This is a genomic window from Streptomyces sp. ATCC 21386, from assembly GCF_018728545.1.
GTDB lineage: Bacteria > Actinomycetota > Actinomycetes > Streptomycetales > Streptomycetaceae > Streptomyces.
The window spans coordinates 3,508,052-3,525,486 of sequence record NZ_JAAVVL010000001.1; the positions used below are offsets into that span (position 1 = coordinate 3,508,052).

The 17,435-nt window shown below is 73.0% G+C and carries 16 protein-coding genes; 10 read left to right on the plus strand and 6 right to left on the minus strand.

Translation table 11 applies throughout. From position 1 onward, the window contains the following. The first annotated feature begins 4 nt into the window (after positions 1-4). Both GWK25_RS15295 and GWK25_RS15300 read left to right on the plus strand, forming a co-directional pair. Positions 5-835 carry an anti-sigma factor domain-containing protein gene (locus tag GWK25_RS15295; protein ID WP_215450777.1) on the plus strand — a complete coding sequence of 277 codons (831 nt, stop codon included), beginning with the start codon at positions 5-7 and terminating at the stop codon, positions 833-835. A gap of 115 nt (positions 836-950) precedes the next feature. Further along, complete coding sequence (locus GWK25_RS15300; RefSeq protein WP_215450778.1) at positions 951-1,217, plus strand: hypothetical protein; 267 nt, start codon at positions 951-953, stop codon at positions 1,215-1,217. 39 nt (positions 1,218-1,256) lie between these two features. On the opposite strand, the gene GWK25_RS15305 is transcribed toward GWK25_RS15300, so the two are convergent. From GWK25_RS15305 to GWK25_RS15315, 3 genes are all read right to left on the minus strand, one after another. After that, complete coding sequence (locus GWK25_RS15305) at positions 1,257-2,480, minus strand: CaiB/BaiF CoA-transferase family protein (protein ID WP_215450779.1); 1,224 nt, start codon at positions 2,478-2,480, stop codon at positions 1,257-1,259. Positions 2,481-2,586: 106 nt separating this feature from the next. Continuing rightward, on the minus strand, positions 2,587-3,369 hold the full coding sequence (locus GWK25_RS15310) for an ABC transporter permease (RefSeq protein ID WP_215450780.1): 783 nt from the start codon (positions 3,367-3,369) through the stop codon (positions 2,587-2,589). Continuing rightward, on the minus strand, positions 3,366-4,343 hold the full coding sequence (locus GWK25_RS15315; RefSeq protein ID WP_215450781.1) for an ATP-binding cassette domain-containing protein: 978 nt from the start codon (positions 4,341-4,343) through the stop codon (positions 3,366-3,368). The genes GWK25_RS15310 and GWK25_RS15315 overlap by 4 nt, the downstream gene beginning before the upstream one ends. A gap of 63 nt (positions 4,344-4,406) precedes the next feature. Here GWK25_RS15315 and GWK25_RS15320 point away from each other — a divergent pair, with 63 nt between their 5' ends. Beyond that, entirely contained in the window at positions 4,407-5,114 is a 708-nt protein-coding gene (locus GWK25_RS15320; protein ID WP_215450782.1) for a TetR/AcrR family transcriptional regulator, read from the plus strand. 26 nt (positions 5,115-5,140) lie between these two features. Here GWK25_RS15320 and GWK25_RS15325 read toward each other — a convergent pair whose 3' ends face one another. From GWK25_RS15325 to hmgA, 3 genes are read right to left on the minus strand one after another with little or no spacing between them, the layout of a single operon-like run. Next, positions 5,141-6,343, minus strand: coding sequence for a type ISP restriction/modification enzyme (locus GWK25_RS15325; protein WP_215450783.1), 1,203 nt, complete (start codon positions 6,341-6,343; stop codon positions 5,141-5,143). Positions 6,344-6,355: 12 nt separating this feature from the next. Continuing rightward, entirely contained in the window at positions 6,356-7,105 is a 750-nt protein-coding gene (locus tag GWK25_RS15330; protein ID WP_215450784.1) for a GntR family transcriptional regulator, read from the minus strand. Positions 7,106-7,133: 28 nt separating this feature from the next. Beyond that, positions 7,134-8,459, minus strand: a complete 1,326-nt coding sequence (gene hmgA / locus GWK25_RS15335; RefSeq protein ID WP_215450785.1) for a homogentisate 1,2-dioxygenase — start codon at positions 8,457-8,459, stop codon at positions 7,134-7,136. Between the two features lie 349 nt (positions 8,460-8,808). Here hmgA and GWK25_RS15340 point away from each other — a divergent pair, with 349 nt between their 5' ends. The 7 genes from GWK25_RS15340 (at position 8,809) to GWK25_RS15370 (ending at position 17,246) form a co-directional block, all read left to right on the plus strand. Then, entirely contained in the window at positions 8,809-9,426 is a 618-nt protein-coding gene (locus tag GWK25_RS15340; RefSeq protein ID WP_215450786.1) for a TetR/AcrR family transcriptional regulator, read from the plus strand. Positions 9,427-9,638: 212 nt separating this feature from the next. Beyond that, complete coding sequence (locus GWK25_RS15345; protein ID WP_215450787.1) at positions 9,639-11,894, plus strand: molybdopterin oxidoreductase family protein; 2,256 nt, start codon at positions 9,639-9,641, stop codon at positions 11,892-11,894. Between the two features lie 121 nt (positions 11,895-12,015). Beyond that, positions 12,016-13,482: a citrate:proton symporter gene (locus GWK25_RS15350; RefSeq protein ID WP_215450788.1), complete on the plus strand. Its 1,467-nt coding sequence runs from the start codon at positions 12,016-12,018 to the stop codon at positions 13,480-13,482. A gap of 78 nt (positions 13,483-13,560) precedes the next feature. Then, positions 13,561-14,835, plus strand: coding sequence for an MFS transporter (locus GWK25_RS15355; RefSeq protein ID WP_308404242.1), 1,275 nt, complete (start codon positions 13,561-13,563; stop codon positions 14,833-14,835). Positions 14,836-14,935: 100 nt separating this feature from the next. After that, positions 14,936-15,562 carry a hypothetical protein gene (locus GWK25_RS15360; protein WP_215450789.1) on the plus strand — a complete coding sequence of 209 codons (627 nt, stop codon included), beginning with the start codon at positions 14,936-14,938 and terminating at the stop codon, positions 15,560-15,562. 58 nt (positions 15,563-15,620) lie between these two features. Further along, the gene (locus tag GWK25_RS15365; RefSeq protein ID WP_251828871.1) at positions 15,621-16,544 is read left to right on the plus strand and encodes a class F sortase; all 924 of its coding nucleotides are present in this window, start codon (positions 15,621-15,623) and stop codon (positions 16,542-16,544) included. A 159-nt stretch (positions 16,545-16,703) separates the two neighbouring features. Then, the gene (locus GWK25_RS15370) at positions 16,704-17,246 is read left to right on the plus strand and encodes a DUF3574 domain-containing protein (protein ID WP_215450791.1); all 543 of its coding nucleotides are present in this window, start codon (positions 16,704-16,706) and stop codon (positions 17,244-17,246) included. The last annotated feature ends 189 nt before the right edge of the window (positions 17,247-17,435 follow it).

Genomic DNA, 17,435 nt, shown 5'->3' on the forward strand with positions numbered 1-17,435 from the left:
CCGCATGAGCCTGTTCCGTCGCGAGGACCTCCACTCGCTCGCCGCCCCCTACGCGCTGGACGCCCTGGAGCCCGACGAGCGGCGCCGCTTCGAGCGGCACCTGGAGCGCTGCGACCGCTGTCCGGCCGAGGTGCGCGCCCTGTCCGAGGACGCGGTCCGGCTCGCCTGGTCGACGGCCGCGCCGGCCCCCGCCGCGATGCGCGACCGGGTCTTCGCCGCCGTACGCAGCACGCCGCAGGAGAGCGGCACACCCCAGGAGGACCAGTCCTGGAGCGCCCAGCCGACGCGGTCCGGGCATCTGCCGCGGCATGTGTGGGGGACCGAGCCGCCGCCGAGGTCGCGCGCCCGTGCGCCCCGGTTGCGCTCTTGGCTCGTCCCGCTGGCCACCGTGACGGCCGCCGCCGCGCTCGTGGTGGCCTCCCTCTTCGCCGTCCAGGCCGACCGCACCCGCGACGAGCTGGCCGCCGAGCGCGCGCGGGCGAGTGAGATCGCCCACGTTCTCACCGCGCCGGACGCCCGTGCGACCAGCGACCGGGACGCGGAGGGCCACAGAATCGGAGTGATCGCTTCCGCGGAGGAGGGGAGTGCGATCGTGACCCTCGGCGGATTCGAGGACCTCCCGAAGAACCGGGTGCACCAGCTCTGGCTCATGCGCCCCGACGTGCAACCACGCTCCCTGGGTCTCTTCGACGGCGACACGCCCTTGGTCACGAGCGGAATGAACACCGACGCGACGTCACTCGCCGTGACCGTCGAACCCGACGGGGGGTCACCGCAGCCCACCAGCCAGCCAGTTGTCCAACTCGCCCTGGAATCTGTCGGATTCGGAGAGTAATCAGCAACACCGTTACGGGGTAGGTGAATAGCGGGACCGTGATTCCCGAGTGCTCCAACGGGGCGATATGGTTACGCTGCCCGGGCCGGGTGGACTCGTACGGGTGGGGAGTGACATGGAACAGATAACAGTGCGCAGGGCGCGAGTCCCTGCGATCACGTGCGGGAGCAGCGCGACCAGCTCGCGCCTCGACCGACATCTCTCGGTGCTGAGTGGCCCCGCCGTGCCACAGCGCGAGGCCGCCGAGGCGACCTCGCTGATGCGCGAGATAACGTCACGTTCCCCGCAGGAACGCGTCAGCCGCAAGGACACCCGCGTCGGCAGGGTCTCGCTGTTCGCCCCCCTGAAGAGGCTGCGCCGCTCGCTGTTCGGCAGCCGCTAGCACCACCGCACCAAGGGCTTTCCCGCAGGAGGCCCGCGCTCAGGCCACCACGCCGTCCCGGCGCAACGCTGCGATCTCGTCGTCCGTCATCCCCGCGGCACGCAGCAGCGAACCGGTGTGCTCCCCGAGCGCGGGCACCGCACCCATCCGCGCCTCGTCCCCGCCCGGCAGCGTGATGGGCGGCAGCAGCGCCCTGAGCGGCCCCACCGGTGAGTCCACCTCCCGCCACCGGTCCCGGGCCGCCAACTGCGGGTGCTCCGCCACCTCCGTCACATCCCGTAGCCGCGCGCAGGCGATTCCCGCCGCCTCCAGCCGCGCCAGCGCCTCGTCGGTGTCCAGCAGCCCCAGCGCCGAGGCGACGAGGTCGTCCGTACGGTCCCGGCGCTCGACCCGCGCCGGATTCGTCGCGAACGCCGGGTCGTCCGCCAACTCCGGGCGTCCCAGCACCTGTTCGGCGAGCCGCCGCCACTCCCGGTCGTTCTGCACCGACAGCAGCACCCGCCCGCCGTCCGCCGTCGGATAGGCGTCGTACGGTGCGATCACCGCGTGCCCGAGGCCCGTGCGGGCCGGCGCGCTCCCGCCGTGCATCGCGTGGTGCAGCGGATGCCCCATCCACTCCGCCAGCGCCTCCAGCATCGACACCTCCACCGGCCCGCCCCGCCCGGTCGTACCCCGCCGGACGAGCGCCGCGAGCACCCCCGAGAACGCGTACATCCCGGCGGCGATGTCCGCCGCCGGGACGCCCGCCTTCACGGGCCGCTCCGGTGTCCCCGTCACCGACACCAGCCCGGCCTCGCACTGCACGAGCATGTCGTACGCCCGCTTGTCCGCGTACGGCCCCGACGCCCCGTAGCCGGAGATGTCCACGGCGATCAGCCGGGAGTGCGCGGCGCACAGCGAGGCCGCGTCCAGGCCGAGCCGGGCCGCCGCGCCGTGCGCGAGGTTCTGCACGAACACGTCCGCGTCCGCCACCAGCCTGCGTACGACGGCCAGGCCGCGCGGGTCCTTCAGATCCAGCGCGAGGGACTCCTTGCCCCGGTTGCACCACACGAAGTGCGAGGCCAGGCCCCGGGCCGCCGTGTCGTAGCCGCGGGCGAAGTCGCCGCCGTCCACCCGCTCGACCTTGATCACCCGGGCGCCGAGGTCGGCGAGCTGCCGGGTGGCGAAGGGGGCCGCGACGGCCTGCTCGACGGCGACGACGGTGATGCCGTCGAGGGGCAGGGGATCACCGGTGCGGGGGAGTGGACGCATGCCGTGGATCATGTCCCCGCCGGGGCGCGGTTGTCACCAGGGAGTGCCGCGTGTCACGCGCCCGACGGCGCGCCCCGGGGCCGGCGCTCCCCGGCCCGTTCCCCGACCGGGCCGGAGGTCACCTGGGCCCCGCCGCGTAGGTGCGGACCGCGAGCGGTACGAACACCGCGAGCAGCAGCGCGCACCAGAGCAGCGACCCGGCGACGGGATGCGTCACCGGCCAGGCGGCCCCCTCCGGCACGGCCGCGTTCCCGAAGAGGTCACGCAGGGCCGTGGCGAGGGCACTGATCGGGTTCCACTCGGCGGCCGTGCGCAGCCAGCCCGGCAGACCCTCGGTCGGGATGTACGCGCTGGAGAGCAGCGGCAGCAGGAACGTCGCGCCGCCCAGTTGCCCGGAGGCCTCCTCGTCGCGGGTGAGCAGCCCCAGGAAGATACCGATCCACACGCACGCGAACCGGAACAGCAGCAGCAGTCCGAACGCGCCGGCGGCCGCGAGCGCGCCCCCCTCGACCCGCCAGCCCACGGCGAGCCCCACCAGCAGGAACAGTGCCGTCCCCGCCACCGTGACCACCAGGTCCGCCAGGGCCTGGCCCAGGGGCACGGCGGCCCGGCTCATCGGCAGCGTCCGGAAGCGGTCCATCACGCCCCGGTGGGTGTCCTGGGCGGCCTGGAACATCCCCGTCATGATCCCGCCGGAGGCGGTCGCCACCAGCAGACCGGGCACCAGGAACCGCCGGTACTCCTCGCCCGGCACGGCGAGGGCGCTGCCGAAGACGTACCCGAAGAACAGCAGCATCGAGATGGGCATGATCTGGGTGAGGATCAGCAGCCCCGGGTTGTTGCGGACCCGCCGCAGCTGCCGGCCCAGCATCGCCGTGCCGTCGTACGCCAACGCGCTCATGCCGCACGCTCCTTGAGGTCGCGGCGGTCGCCGAGGCCCGCCGGTGAGCCCGCGGTGAGACGGAGGAACACGTCGTCGAGGGTGGGCGGGCGCAGACTCGCGTCCATCAACGGCACGCCTGCCGCGTCGAGTTCGCGCACCAGCCGGGGCAGCGTGAGCGTCGGGTCGAGCGCGACCGCGCCGACCGCGTGCCGGGCGTGGTCGAACGAGGGCTCCGCGCCGGTCAGTTGGTCGAGGACGCCCGCCGCGGCGATCAGCGCGTCCGGGTGGGCGACGACGACCTCCGCGTACGACCCGATGAGCGCCTTGAGTTGGGGCGGCGAACCGCTGTGCGCGATCCGGCCCCGGTCCATCAGGACGATCCGGTCGGCGAGTTGGTCGGCCTCCTCCAGATACTGCGTCGTCAGCAGCACGGTCGTCCCCTCCTCCTTGAGGGCGCGCACGGCGTCCCAGGTCCGGTTGCGGCTGACCGGGTCGAGGCCGGTGGTGGGCTCGTCGAGGAAGAGCACCGCCGGGCGCCGGACGAGACTGGCCGCGAGGTCGAGCCGGCGGCGCATACCGCCCGAGTAGGTGGAGGCCGGGCGGTCGGCGGCCTCGGTCAGACCGAAGCGGTCGAGGAGTTCGGCCGCGCGCGCCGCCGTGTCGCGGACCCGGTGCAGCCGCGCGAACAGCCGCAGGTTCTGCCGTCCGGTGAGGTCGCCGTCGACCGACGCGTACTGCCCGGTCACCCCGATCGCCCGCCGGACGGCGGCCGGCTCCCGCACGAGGTCGTGGCCCGCGATCCGCGCAGACCCGCCGTCCGGCCGCAGCAGCGTGGCCAGCAGCCGTACCGCCGTCGTCTTGCCCGCCCCGTTCGGGCCGAGCATCCCGACCACCGTGCCCTCCTCCACGGCCAGATCGAGACCGCGCACGGCACGGACGTCGCCGAAGCTCTTCTCCAGACCCTCACTAAGTACAGCGTACGTAGTAGTCATGGGTCGACCCTAGCGCATTACGTACGCTGTACGTAACTAGGATGGTGGCCGAGGTGATGATCGATGGCTGGCCGAGCGGCCCGACCCGAAGTGATCTGGGCACGCCCCGAGCGCACCGGCCGGGGGCCGAGGCCCGCCTTCAGCCGCGCCGACATCGCGGTGGCGGCCGTGCGGCTGGCCGACGCGGGCGGTCTGGACGTCGTGTCCATGCGGCATGTGGCCGCCGAGCTGGGCTGCGGCACGATGTCGCTCTACAACTACGTCCCCCGCAAGGAGGACCTGTACGAGCTGATGGTCGACGTGGTCGCCGGGGAACACGAGCTGTGGGAGCCGGGCGGGGACTGGCGGGCCGATCTGCGCCGGGTGGCCCACCAGACGCGTGACCTGCTGCGCCGCCACCCCTGGATGCCCCGGCTGATGTCGCCGGTCTACGGGTTCAGCCCCAACAGCCTGCGGTATCTGGAGCACTGCATGGCCTGCATGGACCCGCTCGACGCGCCGTACGGGACGAAGATGCAGCTCCTGGGGATGCTGAACGGGTGCGTGACGATGTACGCCACGAACGAACTGGCGACCGCCGAGCGGGTGCGTTCGCTGCCGTGGTCGGAGGAGCAGGAGAACGAGATCCGGATCGCGTACCTCGGGGGGCAGATCGCGAGCGGGGCGTATCCGCGGCTGGCCGCGGCGTTCATGGAGGACTCCGGGCCGATCGATCTGGAGGCCGCGTTCGAGTGGATGCTGGACAGGGTCCTGGACTCGTTCGCGCCGTAGGGGTGCCTCGCAACACCCCGGAGGCCCTACAACAGGGTGAACTGGCCCTCCGGGCCCTCCTCCCGGTGGTCCAGGACCGAGGCGGGCCTGCGGGAGGAGTCCGGGACCGGGAGTACTCCCGCCCGGCGCAGGTCCGCGGTGGTGATCGCGTTCTCGACCGTCAACTCGGCCTGTCGCGGCCGCAGTTCGGCCAGCAGCGCCAGGACGGTGATCAGTTCGAGCAGCTCCGACGTCCAGGCCTGCGGCCAGGTCGTCGGGCGGATCGCCTCCAGGGTGCCCGGCTCCGCCGGTGCCGTTCTGCGGGTGAACCACTCCTCCAGCACCCGGACACCGCCGACGTGGAAGTCCCAGGCCTCGGCCGGGACGGGGGAGATGCGGCCCTCGTCGACGACGAGGCTCTCCTCGTCACGGTCGTAGCGGACGTCGACCGGGCGGGCGGGGAGCGGGGCGCGCACATACGGGCGACGGCCGCCGGGGAGCTTGGGGCGGTCGCCGTCGCGGCGCATGAGCCACAGGACGCGGCGGCCCAGCTCGACGCCGCGCGACCACACGTCCGGGTCGGCCGGGAGGGGCACCTCGGCACCGTCGGGGCCGGGGCGCGCGGCCACCAGGATCCAGGCGAGGACGTCGACGGGATCGACCGGATCGACGGGGCCGGTGCCGAGGCGCTCGCCGAGGTACGCCGTCAGTCCCGGCGCCAGGTTCGGTTCGGCGGCCCCGGGGCGGCGGTACAGCGGGTGGACACGGCCGACGCGGGGCCCGTGGAGCGGGGCGAGCGGGAGGACGGACGACGCGAGGAGCAGGGGCCCGGAGGGCTCCGGGGCCGGCGTCTGCTCGACCACGAAGACCTGCCGCTCGTCCGCCACCCGCCACAGCTCTGGGCGGGCCGAGTCGATGAGGCGGTGGTCGGGGACGAGCCACTGCTCGTCGAAGGGGGCGGCCAGGACGCGGACCGGTTCCGGGCAGGGGCCCGACTCCCGGACCAGCCGGCCGGTGCCGGTGGACCGGCCCGGCAGCTGGGCCACCGCGGAGGTGAGGGTGCGGGAACGCGTGGGGACGAAGAGGGTTTCGCGGTCCGGGCCCTCCGCCTTCACCAGGGCGTCCCAGCGGGCCTTCAGGGACACGGCGTCGGGGGCCGTCGGCCACCCCCGGCCCAGCCGTGGCGGTGCGACGGACCACGGCATGAGGTCCGCGAGTCGCGGAGCGTCGTCGGGCGTCACGCTGGGCATCGTACGGCCTCGTCAGGGGGCGTCGAGGGTCACGGTGAACGAGAAGCGGTCGCCGCGGTAGTGGATGACCGCCACGTCGAGGACGCGGCCGGACTCGTCTCGGGTGACGCCCGTGTAGTGCAGGATCGGGCTGAGCAGCGGGACCTGGAGCAGGCGGGCGGTCTCCGGGTCGGCGATGCGGGCCTCGACCGTGTCGGTGATCCGGCCGATGCCCACGCCCACGACATCGCGCAGCACCTTGGTCATCGGCCAGCGGAGCAGGTCGTCATGGTCGATGCGTTCGGCCAGCTCGGGGCGGACGTAGTTGCGGGCGTGGTTGGTGGGCTCGCCCGTCCGCTCGTCGCCGCGCAGCCGGTGGTAGGTGGCGACCTCGGTCAAGTCCGGGAAGTACTCCGACAGTTCACCCGACAGGGGGGTGCTGCCGTGGTCCAGCAGCTCGGTCGTCATCCCCGACTGCTGGGCCACGATCGCGTCCACGGAACCGAGCAGCCGCACCGGGGTGCCCCGCTGGGCGCTCGGCTCGATAAACGTGCCGCGTCGGCGGTGCCGGCTGATCAGCCCCTCGTCCTCCAGCTCCTTGAGCGCCTGGCGCATGGTCAGCACGCTCACGCCGTAGTGCCCGGCCAGCTGTTCCTCGGTCGGCAGCCGCAGCGACTCCTGCGGCGACCGGCCGAGTATCGAGGCACGCAGCGACTGCGACACCTGATACCAGAGCGGCAGTTTGCGGTTCAGGACGATCGAGTCCGGAGCGAATGAGGTCACGACGGTATCCGTACCCGGCCCCGGGCCCTCAGTGCAACGGGTCGAAGTGGCGCCGGAGGCCGGACCACACGTCGTCGTACCCCCGCTGCAGCCGCTCCGAGCGGGCCGCCTGCTCGGTGGTGAGGACGGGCCAGCGCGTTTCGAACATGAAGGCGAGCCCGTCGTCCACCCGCTGCGGCTTCAGTTCCGCCGTGCTCGCCCGGTCGAAGGTCTCCCGGTCCGGGCCGTGCGCCGACATCATGGTGTGCAGCGAGCCGCCCCCGGGCACGAAACCCCCTTCTCCGGCGGTCTTCGCGTCGTACGCGCCCTCGATCAGGCCCATGTACTCGCTCATCACGTTCCGGTGGAAGTAGGGCGGCCGGAACGTGTCCTCGCCCACCAGCCAGCGCGGCGCGAACACCACGAAGTCCACCGCCGCGAGCCCCGGGGTGTCGCTCGGCGAGGTCAGCACCGTGAAGATCGACGGGTCCGGGTGGTCGTACGAGATCGTCCCGATGACATTGAAACGGCGCAGGTCGTAGACGTACGGGGTGTGGTTGCCGTGCCAGGCGACCACATCGAGCGGGGAGTGGTCGTAGGTGGCCGTCCAGAGGTTGCCGCAGAACTTGTTCACCACCTCCACCGGGCCCTCGACGTCCTCGTACGCGGCCACCGGCGCCCGGAAGTCACGGGCGTTCGCGAGGCCGTTGGCGCCGATCGGGCCGAGGTCGGGGAGCCGGAAGGGGGCGCCGTAGTTCTCGCAGACGTAGCCGCGGGCGGAGGCGTCGAGGAGGTCGACGCGGAAGCGGACGCCCCGGGGGATCAGGGCGACCTCACCGGGTTCGGCGCGCAGCAGGCCGAGCTCCGTGCGCAGGAGGAGGCCGCCCCGCTCCGGGACGATCAGGAGTTCGCCGTCAGCGTCCCCGAAGACCCGCTCCATGGCGGAATTGGCGTGATACAGGTGCACGGCCATGCCCGAGCGCAGCGCCGCGTCGCCGTTGCCGCCGAGGGTCCACAGGCCGGAGAGGAAGTCGGTGCCCGCCGGGGGCTCCGGCAGGGGGTTCCAGCGCAGACGGTTGGGGTCGGGGACGGTCTCGGTGAAGGGGGCCGTGCGCAGCGCGCCGTTGTCCGTGCGCGTGAACGGGGGGTGCGCGGCGGAGGGGCGGATCCGGTACAGCCAGGAGCGGCGGTTGTGCGGCCTCGGTTCGGTGAACGCGGTGCCGCTGAGCTGCTCCGCGTACAGGCCGAGCGGGGCGCGCTGCGGGGAGTTGCGGCCGTGCGGCAGCGCGCCCGGGACCGCCTCCGAGGCGTGTTCGTTGCCGAAGCCGGTGAGGTACTCCAGTCTCTCGGCCGTCTTCCTCGCGTCCCCGTTCATGCCCACTCCCTCGCGATCCTGATTCCTGTGCTTCACCGTAGGATTCGGCCGGGGCGGGTGCAAGGGGGCGAGGCGGCGGCGGTGCGCCGACGGACGGCAACCGGACGCGGGCGACGCGCCGACGGGCGACAACCGGACGTCGGCGGCGCGTCCGCAGATCGGGTGCATCGGACGGAGGGGGAGAACCGGACGGCGAGGAGATCCGTCCTGTCAGTGCGGTGCTCTAGTCTCCCGGCAGGCTGAGGGCGTGCGGATGTTCGGTGTTCGCACGGTCCAGCGCTGAGCGGGAGCGGCGGTACCGGCCGTACTGATATTCGGACAGTTCATCGGACCTAGGCGGAAAGGCATCATGAAGCCCGTGTCCCAGGCGACCTCCCTGCGCCGTGCCCCCGTGCAACGGCGCAGTGCCGAACGACTGACCAGGATCCTCGACGCCTGCGCCGACCTCCTCGACGAGGTCGGCTACGACGCGCTGAGCACCCGTGCCGTGGCGCTGCGCGCGGGTGTGCCCATCGGCTCCGTCTACCGCTTCTTCGGCAACAAGCGCGCGATGGCCGACGCGCTGGCCGAACGCAACCTGAACCGTTTCACCGACCGGGTCACCCACCGCCTCCAGGGGACGGGCGACCGGGACTGGCGTACCGCGATGGACGCCGTGCTCGACGAGTACCTCGACATGAAGCGCAACACCCCCGGGTTCGCCCTCATCGACTTCGGCAACCAGATCCCGGTCGGCGGCAGCCGGCAGGAGCCCAACCACCGGGTCGCCGACCGACTGTCCGACCTGCTGTCCGCGTTCATCGGCCGCGCCCCCGACGAGGACCTGCGCCGTACCTTCCTGATCGCCGTCGAGACCGCCGACACCTTGGTGCACCTGGCCTTCCGGGTCTCCCCGGCGGGTGACGAGCGGATCATCCAGGAGATGCGGGAGCTGCTGCGGGCCTATCTCGCGCGCGTGCTGGACTGAGCCCCGCACGGGGTCGGGAACGTCCCGCCGGCCCCCCGGGCGCCGACCGCCGCCGTGCGGCCGCGCCCCGGTTCCCGCTGTTTCCCGACAAGACCCCCGGCAGCCCCTCCCCGTGGTGCATACCGGTCGGTATGCTCGGCCTCGGTGCCGCGTGCTCGCACGCGGCCCACGTCCGAGCGTCACCGTCGCCGCCGCCCCCTCCGGGAGGACCCGTGTCCACCACCACCGACTCCCGCACCGCCCTGCGCGTCTGCCCCCTCTGCGAGGCCACCTGCGGACTCACCCTCACCATCGAGGGCACCCGGGTGACCAGGGCCCGCGGCGACCGGGACGACGTCTTCAGCAAGGGCTTCATCTGCCCGAAGGGCGCCTCGTTCGGGGCGGCCGACGGCGACCCCGACCGGCTGCGCACCCCGCTGGTCCGCAAGGACGGGGAGCTGCGGGAAGCCACCTGGGCGGAGGCCTTCGACGCCGTCGCCGCCGGACTGAGGCCCGTCGTCGAGGCGCACGGCCCGAACGCCGTCGGTGTCGTCCTCGGCAACCCGAACGTCCACACCATGGCCGGCGCCCTCTACCCGCCGATCCTGCTCGCCGGGCTCGGCACCCGCAGCCTGTTCACCGCCTCCACCGTCGACCAGATGCCCAAGCACGTCTCCAGCGGGCTCCTGTACGGCGACGCCCACGCGATCCCCGTCCCCGACCTCGACCGCACCGGCCATCTGCTGCTCCTCGGCGCCAACCCGCTGGAGTCCAACGGCAGTCTGTGCACCGCCCCCGACTTCCCCGGCAAGCTCAAGGCGCTCAAGGCGCGCGGCGGCACCCTCACCGTCGTGGACCCCCGTCTGACCCGGACGGCCAAGCTCGCGGACCGGCACATCGCGATCCGGCCGGGCACGGACGCGCTGCTGCTGGCGGCGATGGCCCAGGTGCTGTTCGAGGAGGGGCTCACCGACCTCGGGGACCTCGCCCCGCATGTGCAGGGGGCCGACGAACTCGCCGACGCCATCGCGGAGTTCACCCCCGAGGCCGTCGCCGGCGCCTGCGACGTCGACGCCGGGACCATCCGCGAGCTCGCCCGCGAACTGGCCGCCGCGCCCACCGCCGCCGTCTACGGCCGCATCGGCAGCTGCACCGTCCCGCACGGCACCCTCGCCAGCTGGCTGGTCGACGTCCTCAACATCCTCACCGGCAACCTCGACCGGCCCGGCGGCGCGCTCTTCCCGCACTCCGCGACCGACAAGACCCCCCGGCCCGCCGGACCCGGCCGGGGCTTCGCCCTCGGGCGCTGGCACAGCCGGGTCAGCGGCCACCCCGAGGCCAAGGGCGAACTGCCGCTGTCCGCGCTCGCCGAGGAGATCGACACCGCCACCCCCGAGGGCACCCCCGTCCGCGCCCTCATCACGATCGCCGCCAACCCGGTGCTCTCCGCACCCGACGGCGATCGCCTCGACAAGGCTCTCGACTCGCTGGACTTCATGGTCAGCGTCGACCCCTACCTCGGCGAGACGGCCCGCCACGCCGACGTGGTCCTGCCGCCGCCCCCGCCCTCGCAGGCCCCGCACTTCGACTTCGCGTTCAACGCCTTCGCCGTGCACAACCAGGTCCGCTACAACCGCGCCGCCGTCCCGCTGGAGGACGGCCGCATGGCCGAGACCGAGATCCTCGCCCGCCTCACCCTCGCCGCCACCGGGATGCACGGCGCCGACCCCTCCGCCGTCGACGACCTGGTCATCGGCCAGACCCTGGGCAAGGCCGTGAAGGAGGCACACTCGCCCGTCCGCGGCCGCGACCCGAAGGAACTCGCCGGCCTGCTCACCGGCGACACGGGCCCCGAGCGCCGGCTCGACATGATGCTGCGCCTCGGCCCGTACGGCGAGGGCTTCGGCGCGGTACCGGACGGACTGACGCTGGACAGGCTCCTCGCCCACCCGCACGGCATCGACCTCGGTCCGCTGAAGCCCCGACTGCCGCAGCCGCTGAAGACGGTCAGCGGCAAGGTGGAGCTGCTGCCGCGACCGATCGTCGACGATCTGCCGAGGCTCCGCACCGCCCTGCGCGAGCGCCCGGACGGCCTGGTGCTCATCGGCCGCCGCCATCTGCGCTCCAACAACAGCTGGATGCACAACATCCCCGCCCTCACCGGCGGCACCAACCGCTGCACCCTCCACATCCACCCCGACGACGCCGACCGCCTCGGCCTCGCCGACGGCGACGCCGTACGGATCAAGGGCGCCGGGGGAGAGGTCACCGCTCCCGTCGAGGTCACCGACGTCGTACGACGCGGTGTCGTGAGCCTTCCGCACGGCTGGGGACACGACCGTCCCGGCACCCGGATGAGCCACGCGGCGATCGACCCCGGGGTCAACGTCAACCAGCTCCTCGACGGCTCCCAGCTCGACCCGCTGTCGGGCAACGCGGTCCTCAACGGAGTGCCCGTGGAACTCGCCCGAGCAGGCGCAACGCTGTGACCTGGAGTTCTGCGCTTATTGCTCGCATGTCAACGTCTTGTTAACGCTCGTGGAGCCGCCCTAACGTCGTCGCACCGCCGGTGCCCTGGTGGGAGTTCAAGGGCGAACGTTAGGTATCCACATGTTGACCATCCTCGGCTTCGCCATGATCGCGACCTTCCTGGTCCTGATCATGATGAAGAAGATGTCGCCGATCGCGGCGCTCGTGCTGATCCCGGCACTCTTCTGCGTGTTCGTCGGAAAGGGAGCCCAACTCGGCGACTACGTCATCGAGGGGGTGGGCAATCTCGCGCCCACCGCCGCGATGCTGATGTTCGCCATCGTCTACTTCGGCCTCATGATCGACGTCGGACTCTTCGACCCGATCGTCCGAGGCATCCTGAAGTTCTGCAAGGCCGACCCGCTGCGCATCGTCGTGGGCACCGCCCTGCTCGCCGCGATCGTCTCCCTCGACGGTGACGGCTCGACCACCTTCATGATCACCGTCTCGGCCATGTACCCGCTGTACAAGCGCCTGAAGATGAGCCTGGTCGTGATGACCGGTGTCGCCGCCACCGCCAACGGCGTGATGAACACGCTGCCCTGGGGCGGCCCGACCGCCCGCGCCGCCACCGCGCTCAAGCTCGACGCAGGCGACATCTTCGTCCCGATGATCCCGGCGCTCCTCGTCGGCCTGCTCTTCGTCTTCGTCCTCGCCTACTTCCTCGGTCTGCGCGAGCGCAAGCGCCTCGGTGTGCTGAGCCTCGACGAGGTCCTGGAGCAGGAGAAGATCGTCAAGGACGAGGAGAAGTCCGGCTCGGAGCAGACCGTGCTCGTCGGCGCGGGCGCATCGTCGGCCGCCGGCTCCGGCTCCGGCGACGACAAGGTCCGTACGACGAAGGCCACCGGCGGCTCGGGCTCCGGCACCGACGCCGACACCGAGGACGACGACGCGGACGACGTCCGCCTCCAGGGCCTGGACCCCAACCGCCCGACGCTGCGCCCCAAGCTGTACTGGTTCAACGCGCTGCTCACGGTCACGCTGCTCACCGCCATGATCATGGAGTGGCTGCCGATCCCGGTGCTCTTCCTGCTCGGCGCCGCGCTCGCCCTGACGGTCAACTTCCCCCACATCCCCGACCAGAAGGACCGGCTCGCCGCCCACGCGGACAACGTCCTCAACGTCTCCGGCATGGTCTTCGCCGCCGCCGTCTTCACCGGCGTCCTCCAGGGCACCGGCATGGTCGACTCGATGGCCAAGTGGATCGTCGACGGCATCCCCGGCGGCATGGGCCCGCACATGGCCCTGGTCACCGGCTTCCTGAGCCTGCCGCTCACCTACTTCATGTCCAACGACGGCTTCTACTTCGGCGTCCTCCCGGTCCTCGCCGAGGCCGGTGCCGCCCACGGGGTCTCGCCGCTGGAGATCGCCCGCGCCTCCCTCGTCGGCCAACCGCTGCACATGTCCAGCCCGCTGGTCCCGGCCGTCTACGTGCTCGTGGGTATGGCCAAGGTCGAGTTCGGCGACCACACCAGGTTCGTGGTGAAGTGGGCGGCGGCGACCTCGCTGATCATCCTCGGTGCCGGTGTGCTGTTCGGCATCATCTGAACCAGCAAACCCGACTCCCCGGCACCGGAGCGGAGTTCGCTCGCACCGGCCTGAACTTCCCCCAGGAGGACCCGCATCGTGAGGCCCGGTAGGAACCGCGGCTGGCTGCTCCGCCTCGTCATCGCCTTCAGCTTCGCGCAGGGGGCGGTGTCGATGGCGCGGCCCGCCGTGTCCTACCGGGCCCTCGCGCTGGGCGCCGACGAACGGGCGATCGGTGTGATCGCGGGGGTCTACGCCCTGCTCCCGCTGTTCGCCGCCGTCCCGCTCGGCCGCAGGACCGACCAGGGCCGGTGCGCGCCCCTGCTGCCGGTCGGTGTCGTCCTCATATCCGGCGGCTGCGTCCTGAGCGGTCTGGCCGACTCCCTGGTGGCGATGGCCGTCTGGAGCGGGGTGATGGGCCTCGGTCACCTCTCCTTCGTCATCGGCGCCCAGTCTCTGGTGGCCCGCCAGTCCGCGCCGCACGAACACGACCGCAACTTCGGCCACTTCACCATCGGCGCCTCACTCGGTCAGTTGGTCGGCCCGATCGCCGCGGGCGCCCTGATCGGCGGCCCGGACATGGCCCGGACGAGCGCCCTGGCACTGGTGGCCGCGGGCGCCGGGGCGGCGGTCGCGTTCACCTCGCTGTGGCGGACAGAGCGTCCCGTCGAGCCCAAGTCCCGTGCGGGGCGGGGCGAACGCGTGCCCGTGCACCGCATCCTGCGCACCCGTGGCGTGCCGGGCGGCATCTTCATCAGCCTCGCCGTGCTGTCGGCGACGGACATCCTCACCGCGTATCTGCCGGTGGTCGGTGAACACCGGGGCATCGCGCCCTCGGTGATCGGTGTCCTGCTGAGCCTGCGAGCGGCGGCGACCATCGCGTGCCGTCTGGTGATGACTCCCCTGCTGCGACTGCTCGGCCGGACCGCGCTGCTCACGGTCACCTGTGTGCTGGGGGCCGTGCTGTGCGCCGGGATCGCGCTGCCGGTGCCGGTGTGGGCGCTCGCCCTGATCCTCGCCGCCCTCGGGTTCTGCCTCGGGGCCGGGCAGCCGCTCTCCATGACGACGGTGGTGCAGGCCGCGCCGGACGACGCCCGCTCCACCGCCCTCGCGCTGCGACTGACGGGGAACCGGCTGGGGCAGGCCGGGGCGCCGGCCGCCGCGGGTCTCATCGCCGGGGTCGCGGGCGTGGCCGCGCCGTTCGTGATGCTGGGCGCGCTGCTGCTGGTGTCGTCGGCCATCGCCCTGCGCTCACCGGCGGAGCCGGGGCGGGCGGAGCGGGACGCGAGGCGCGGCACCTCGGCGAAGCGGAAGCAGGGCGGCTCGCGGCCGGCCGCTTCGGACGAGTCCCTGAGCCGTAAGGGGGACATCTGACGGGTCGTCGGGCGCGGCTCCCCCCGCGCCGGGTGCGATGTGACAGAGAGTCAGGCGAAAGAACGATTTGTGTGAAAATCGTCTGACTCGGAGGTTCTGCATGTCCACCTCGTCCCGCCCGCGCCCCGCCGGAGTGCGCGCGAGTGCCGCCGCCGTCCTCGCGGCCCTCACCGTCACGGGAGCCAGCCTGATCACGGCACCGGCCGCCGTCGCCGCCCCCGGCGACCCCGACGTCGTGATCCACAAGGTGGGCTTCCCGTTCGACAACCAGCGCAACCAGCCGCTGGTCTGCGACTTCTACCTCTCCGCCTTCAACTTCCCCGAGGACCCCACGCCGTCGCAGCGCATCAGCTGGACCATCGACCGCCAGCCCCCCGCGCCGCGCACCGACCCCGTCGCCACGGGCGAGATCACCCTCGCGGCCGACGGCACCGGACACAGCACCCCTGTGGCGCCCCCGAACGCGGCGCGCCTGCCCAACGGCAACTACGTGCTGACCTGGAGGACCATCGGCGGGACGCTGGAGGAGGGCCGCCGGGACATCAACGTCAACTGCCCGCTGGGCGGACTCGCCGGGCCCGAGGGCGCGGTTCCGGCCGGTGGCGGTGGCCTCGCCCTCACCCAGAACTTCTCGCCGGTCGCCGGCGCGGCCACCGTGGGACTCGCCGCGGTCGGTGGCGTGGCCTATCTGCGGCTGCGCCGTCGCCGCGCCGATGGCGCCGCGTAGACGCCGGCGCAGGCCCTGGCACCGGACGCGCGCCTACCGCCTGACGCGGACGGTCGTCATGGCCACCGCGCTGGTGGTGGGCGGCGTCCACATCGCGGAGAACAGGGAGCAGCGGACCGGGACCGCCGAGGCCGGCGCCGCCTGGGCCGACTCCGGGGCGCGCGGCGCGGAGGACCCGCGCGCCCGGGCGTCCCTGTACTTCACGCCCCCGCCCGAGGAGCCCGTACCCACCCCGCCCCCGGCAGCGGCCCCCGACCGAGGGGCGGAGGGCGCCGAACCGGCCGCGCCCACCGAGCCGACGCGGCCGGTCGGCCAGGCACCCGCCCGCCCGACCGCGCCCACCCCCGCGGCCGCGCCGACCGGACCGGCGGCCGCCGCACCCACGACGCCGGCGCCCGCCGCGCCCGCCGGACAGGACCCCGTCCGGCCCGCCACCACCGCGCCCGTGCCACCCGTGTCCACGCCAGGGCCCGCCGAGCCGAGGAAACCGGCCCGCCCCCGTACGCTGCCGCCCTCTCCGGCGAAGACCGTCACCATTCCCTACCTGGGCATCGAGGCACCGGTGACCGCCCTGCGCCTCGACGCCGGTCGACGCCTGCCCGCGCCGCCGGACGACAAGCCGAAGCTGGTCGGCTGGTACGCGGAGGGCCCCGCGCCCGGCGGACCGGGCACGGCCGTCGTCGTCGGTCACAAGGACACCCGGACGGGCCCCGCCGTCTTCGCCGCGCTGGACGTGATCAAGCCTGGCCGACTCGTCGAGGTCCTGCGGGCGGACGGCCGTACCGCCGTCTACACCGTGGACGCCGTGAAGTCGTACGAGAAGGACCGCTTCCCCAGCAAGAAGGTGTACGGCCATCGCGGGCGTCCCGAGCTGCGCCTGATCACCTGCGGGGGGACGTACGACCGGCGGAAGGGCTACGCGAGCAATGTCGTCGTCTTCGCCCACCTCACCGCGACCCGGGAACCGGCGCGCGGACCCTGAACCGGTCGCAGCCCCGGAACGGGCGCGCAAGCCCTGAACCGGCGCGCAGGGCGCGCGCCGCCCGCCTCGGCGAGCCCCGGGGGCGTACGGGCGCACACGCGGCCCGGTCCCGGCGCGGCCGACGGATCCGGAACCGACGCTCCCGCTAGAGCTGGACCCATGACCTCCTACCCCCCACGGCCGAGCGCCTGCGCGAACGCCCGGACCCGCACGCGCCCCCACCCACGCGCCTCCCTCCGCTCCCTCCGCTCCCTCCGCTCCCGGGGAGCCCTCGCGCTCACCGCCTGTCTGCTGGTCGTGGGCGCCCCGACCGCGTACGCGACCCTCGCCGAGGACGCCCCCGCCGGTACCGTGATCGCCCCGGCGCGCGGCACGCCCTACATCGAGACGCGGCTCCTCTTCGGCACCGAGCGGCCCGACGGCGGCCCGGCCGTCACCGACGCGCAGTTCACGGCCTTCGTCGACCGCGAGGTCACCCCCGGGTTCCCGGACGGGCTGACCGTGCAGGAGGGGCGCGGGCAGTGGCGGGACGCGAGCGGGACGATCGAGAAGGAGCGGTCGTACGAGCTGATCCTGCTGTATCCGGTGGCGTCGGCCGCCGTGAGCGACCACAGGATCGAGGAGATCCGCGGCGACTACCGCGAGGAGTTCGCGCAGGAGGCCGTGGCACGGGTCGACGACAGGAAGCGGGTCGACTTCTGAGGCGAGGCGGCTTTGAGCCCGGCGGGGAGCGCCGGCGGCGGTGTCGTCGGCGACACTCCCGGCCGCCCTGTGGCCGACGCGTCCTGCCTCGTGGCCGACGAGTCCTGCCTCACTCCCCGCAGGCCTGGTGCCGGAAAACTATCAGGGCTAGTTTTTGGGGCGGAAGGACGACGCCCGCCCCGGAGGCAG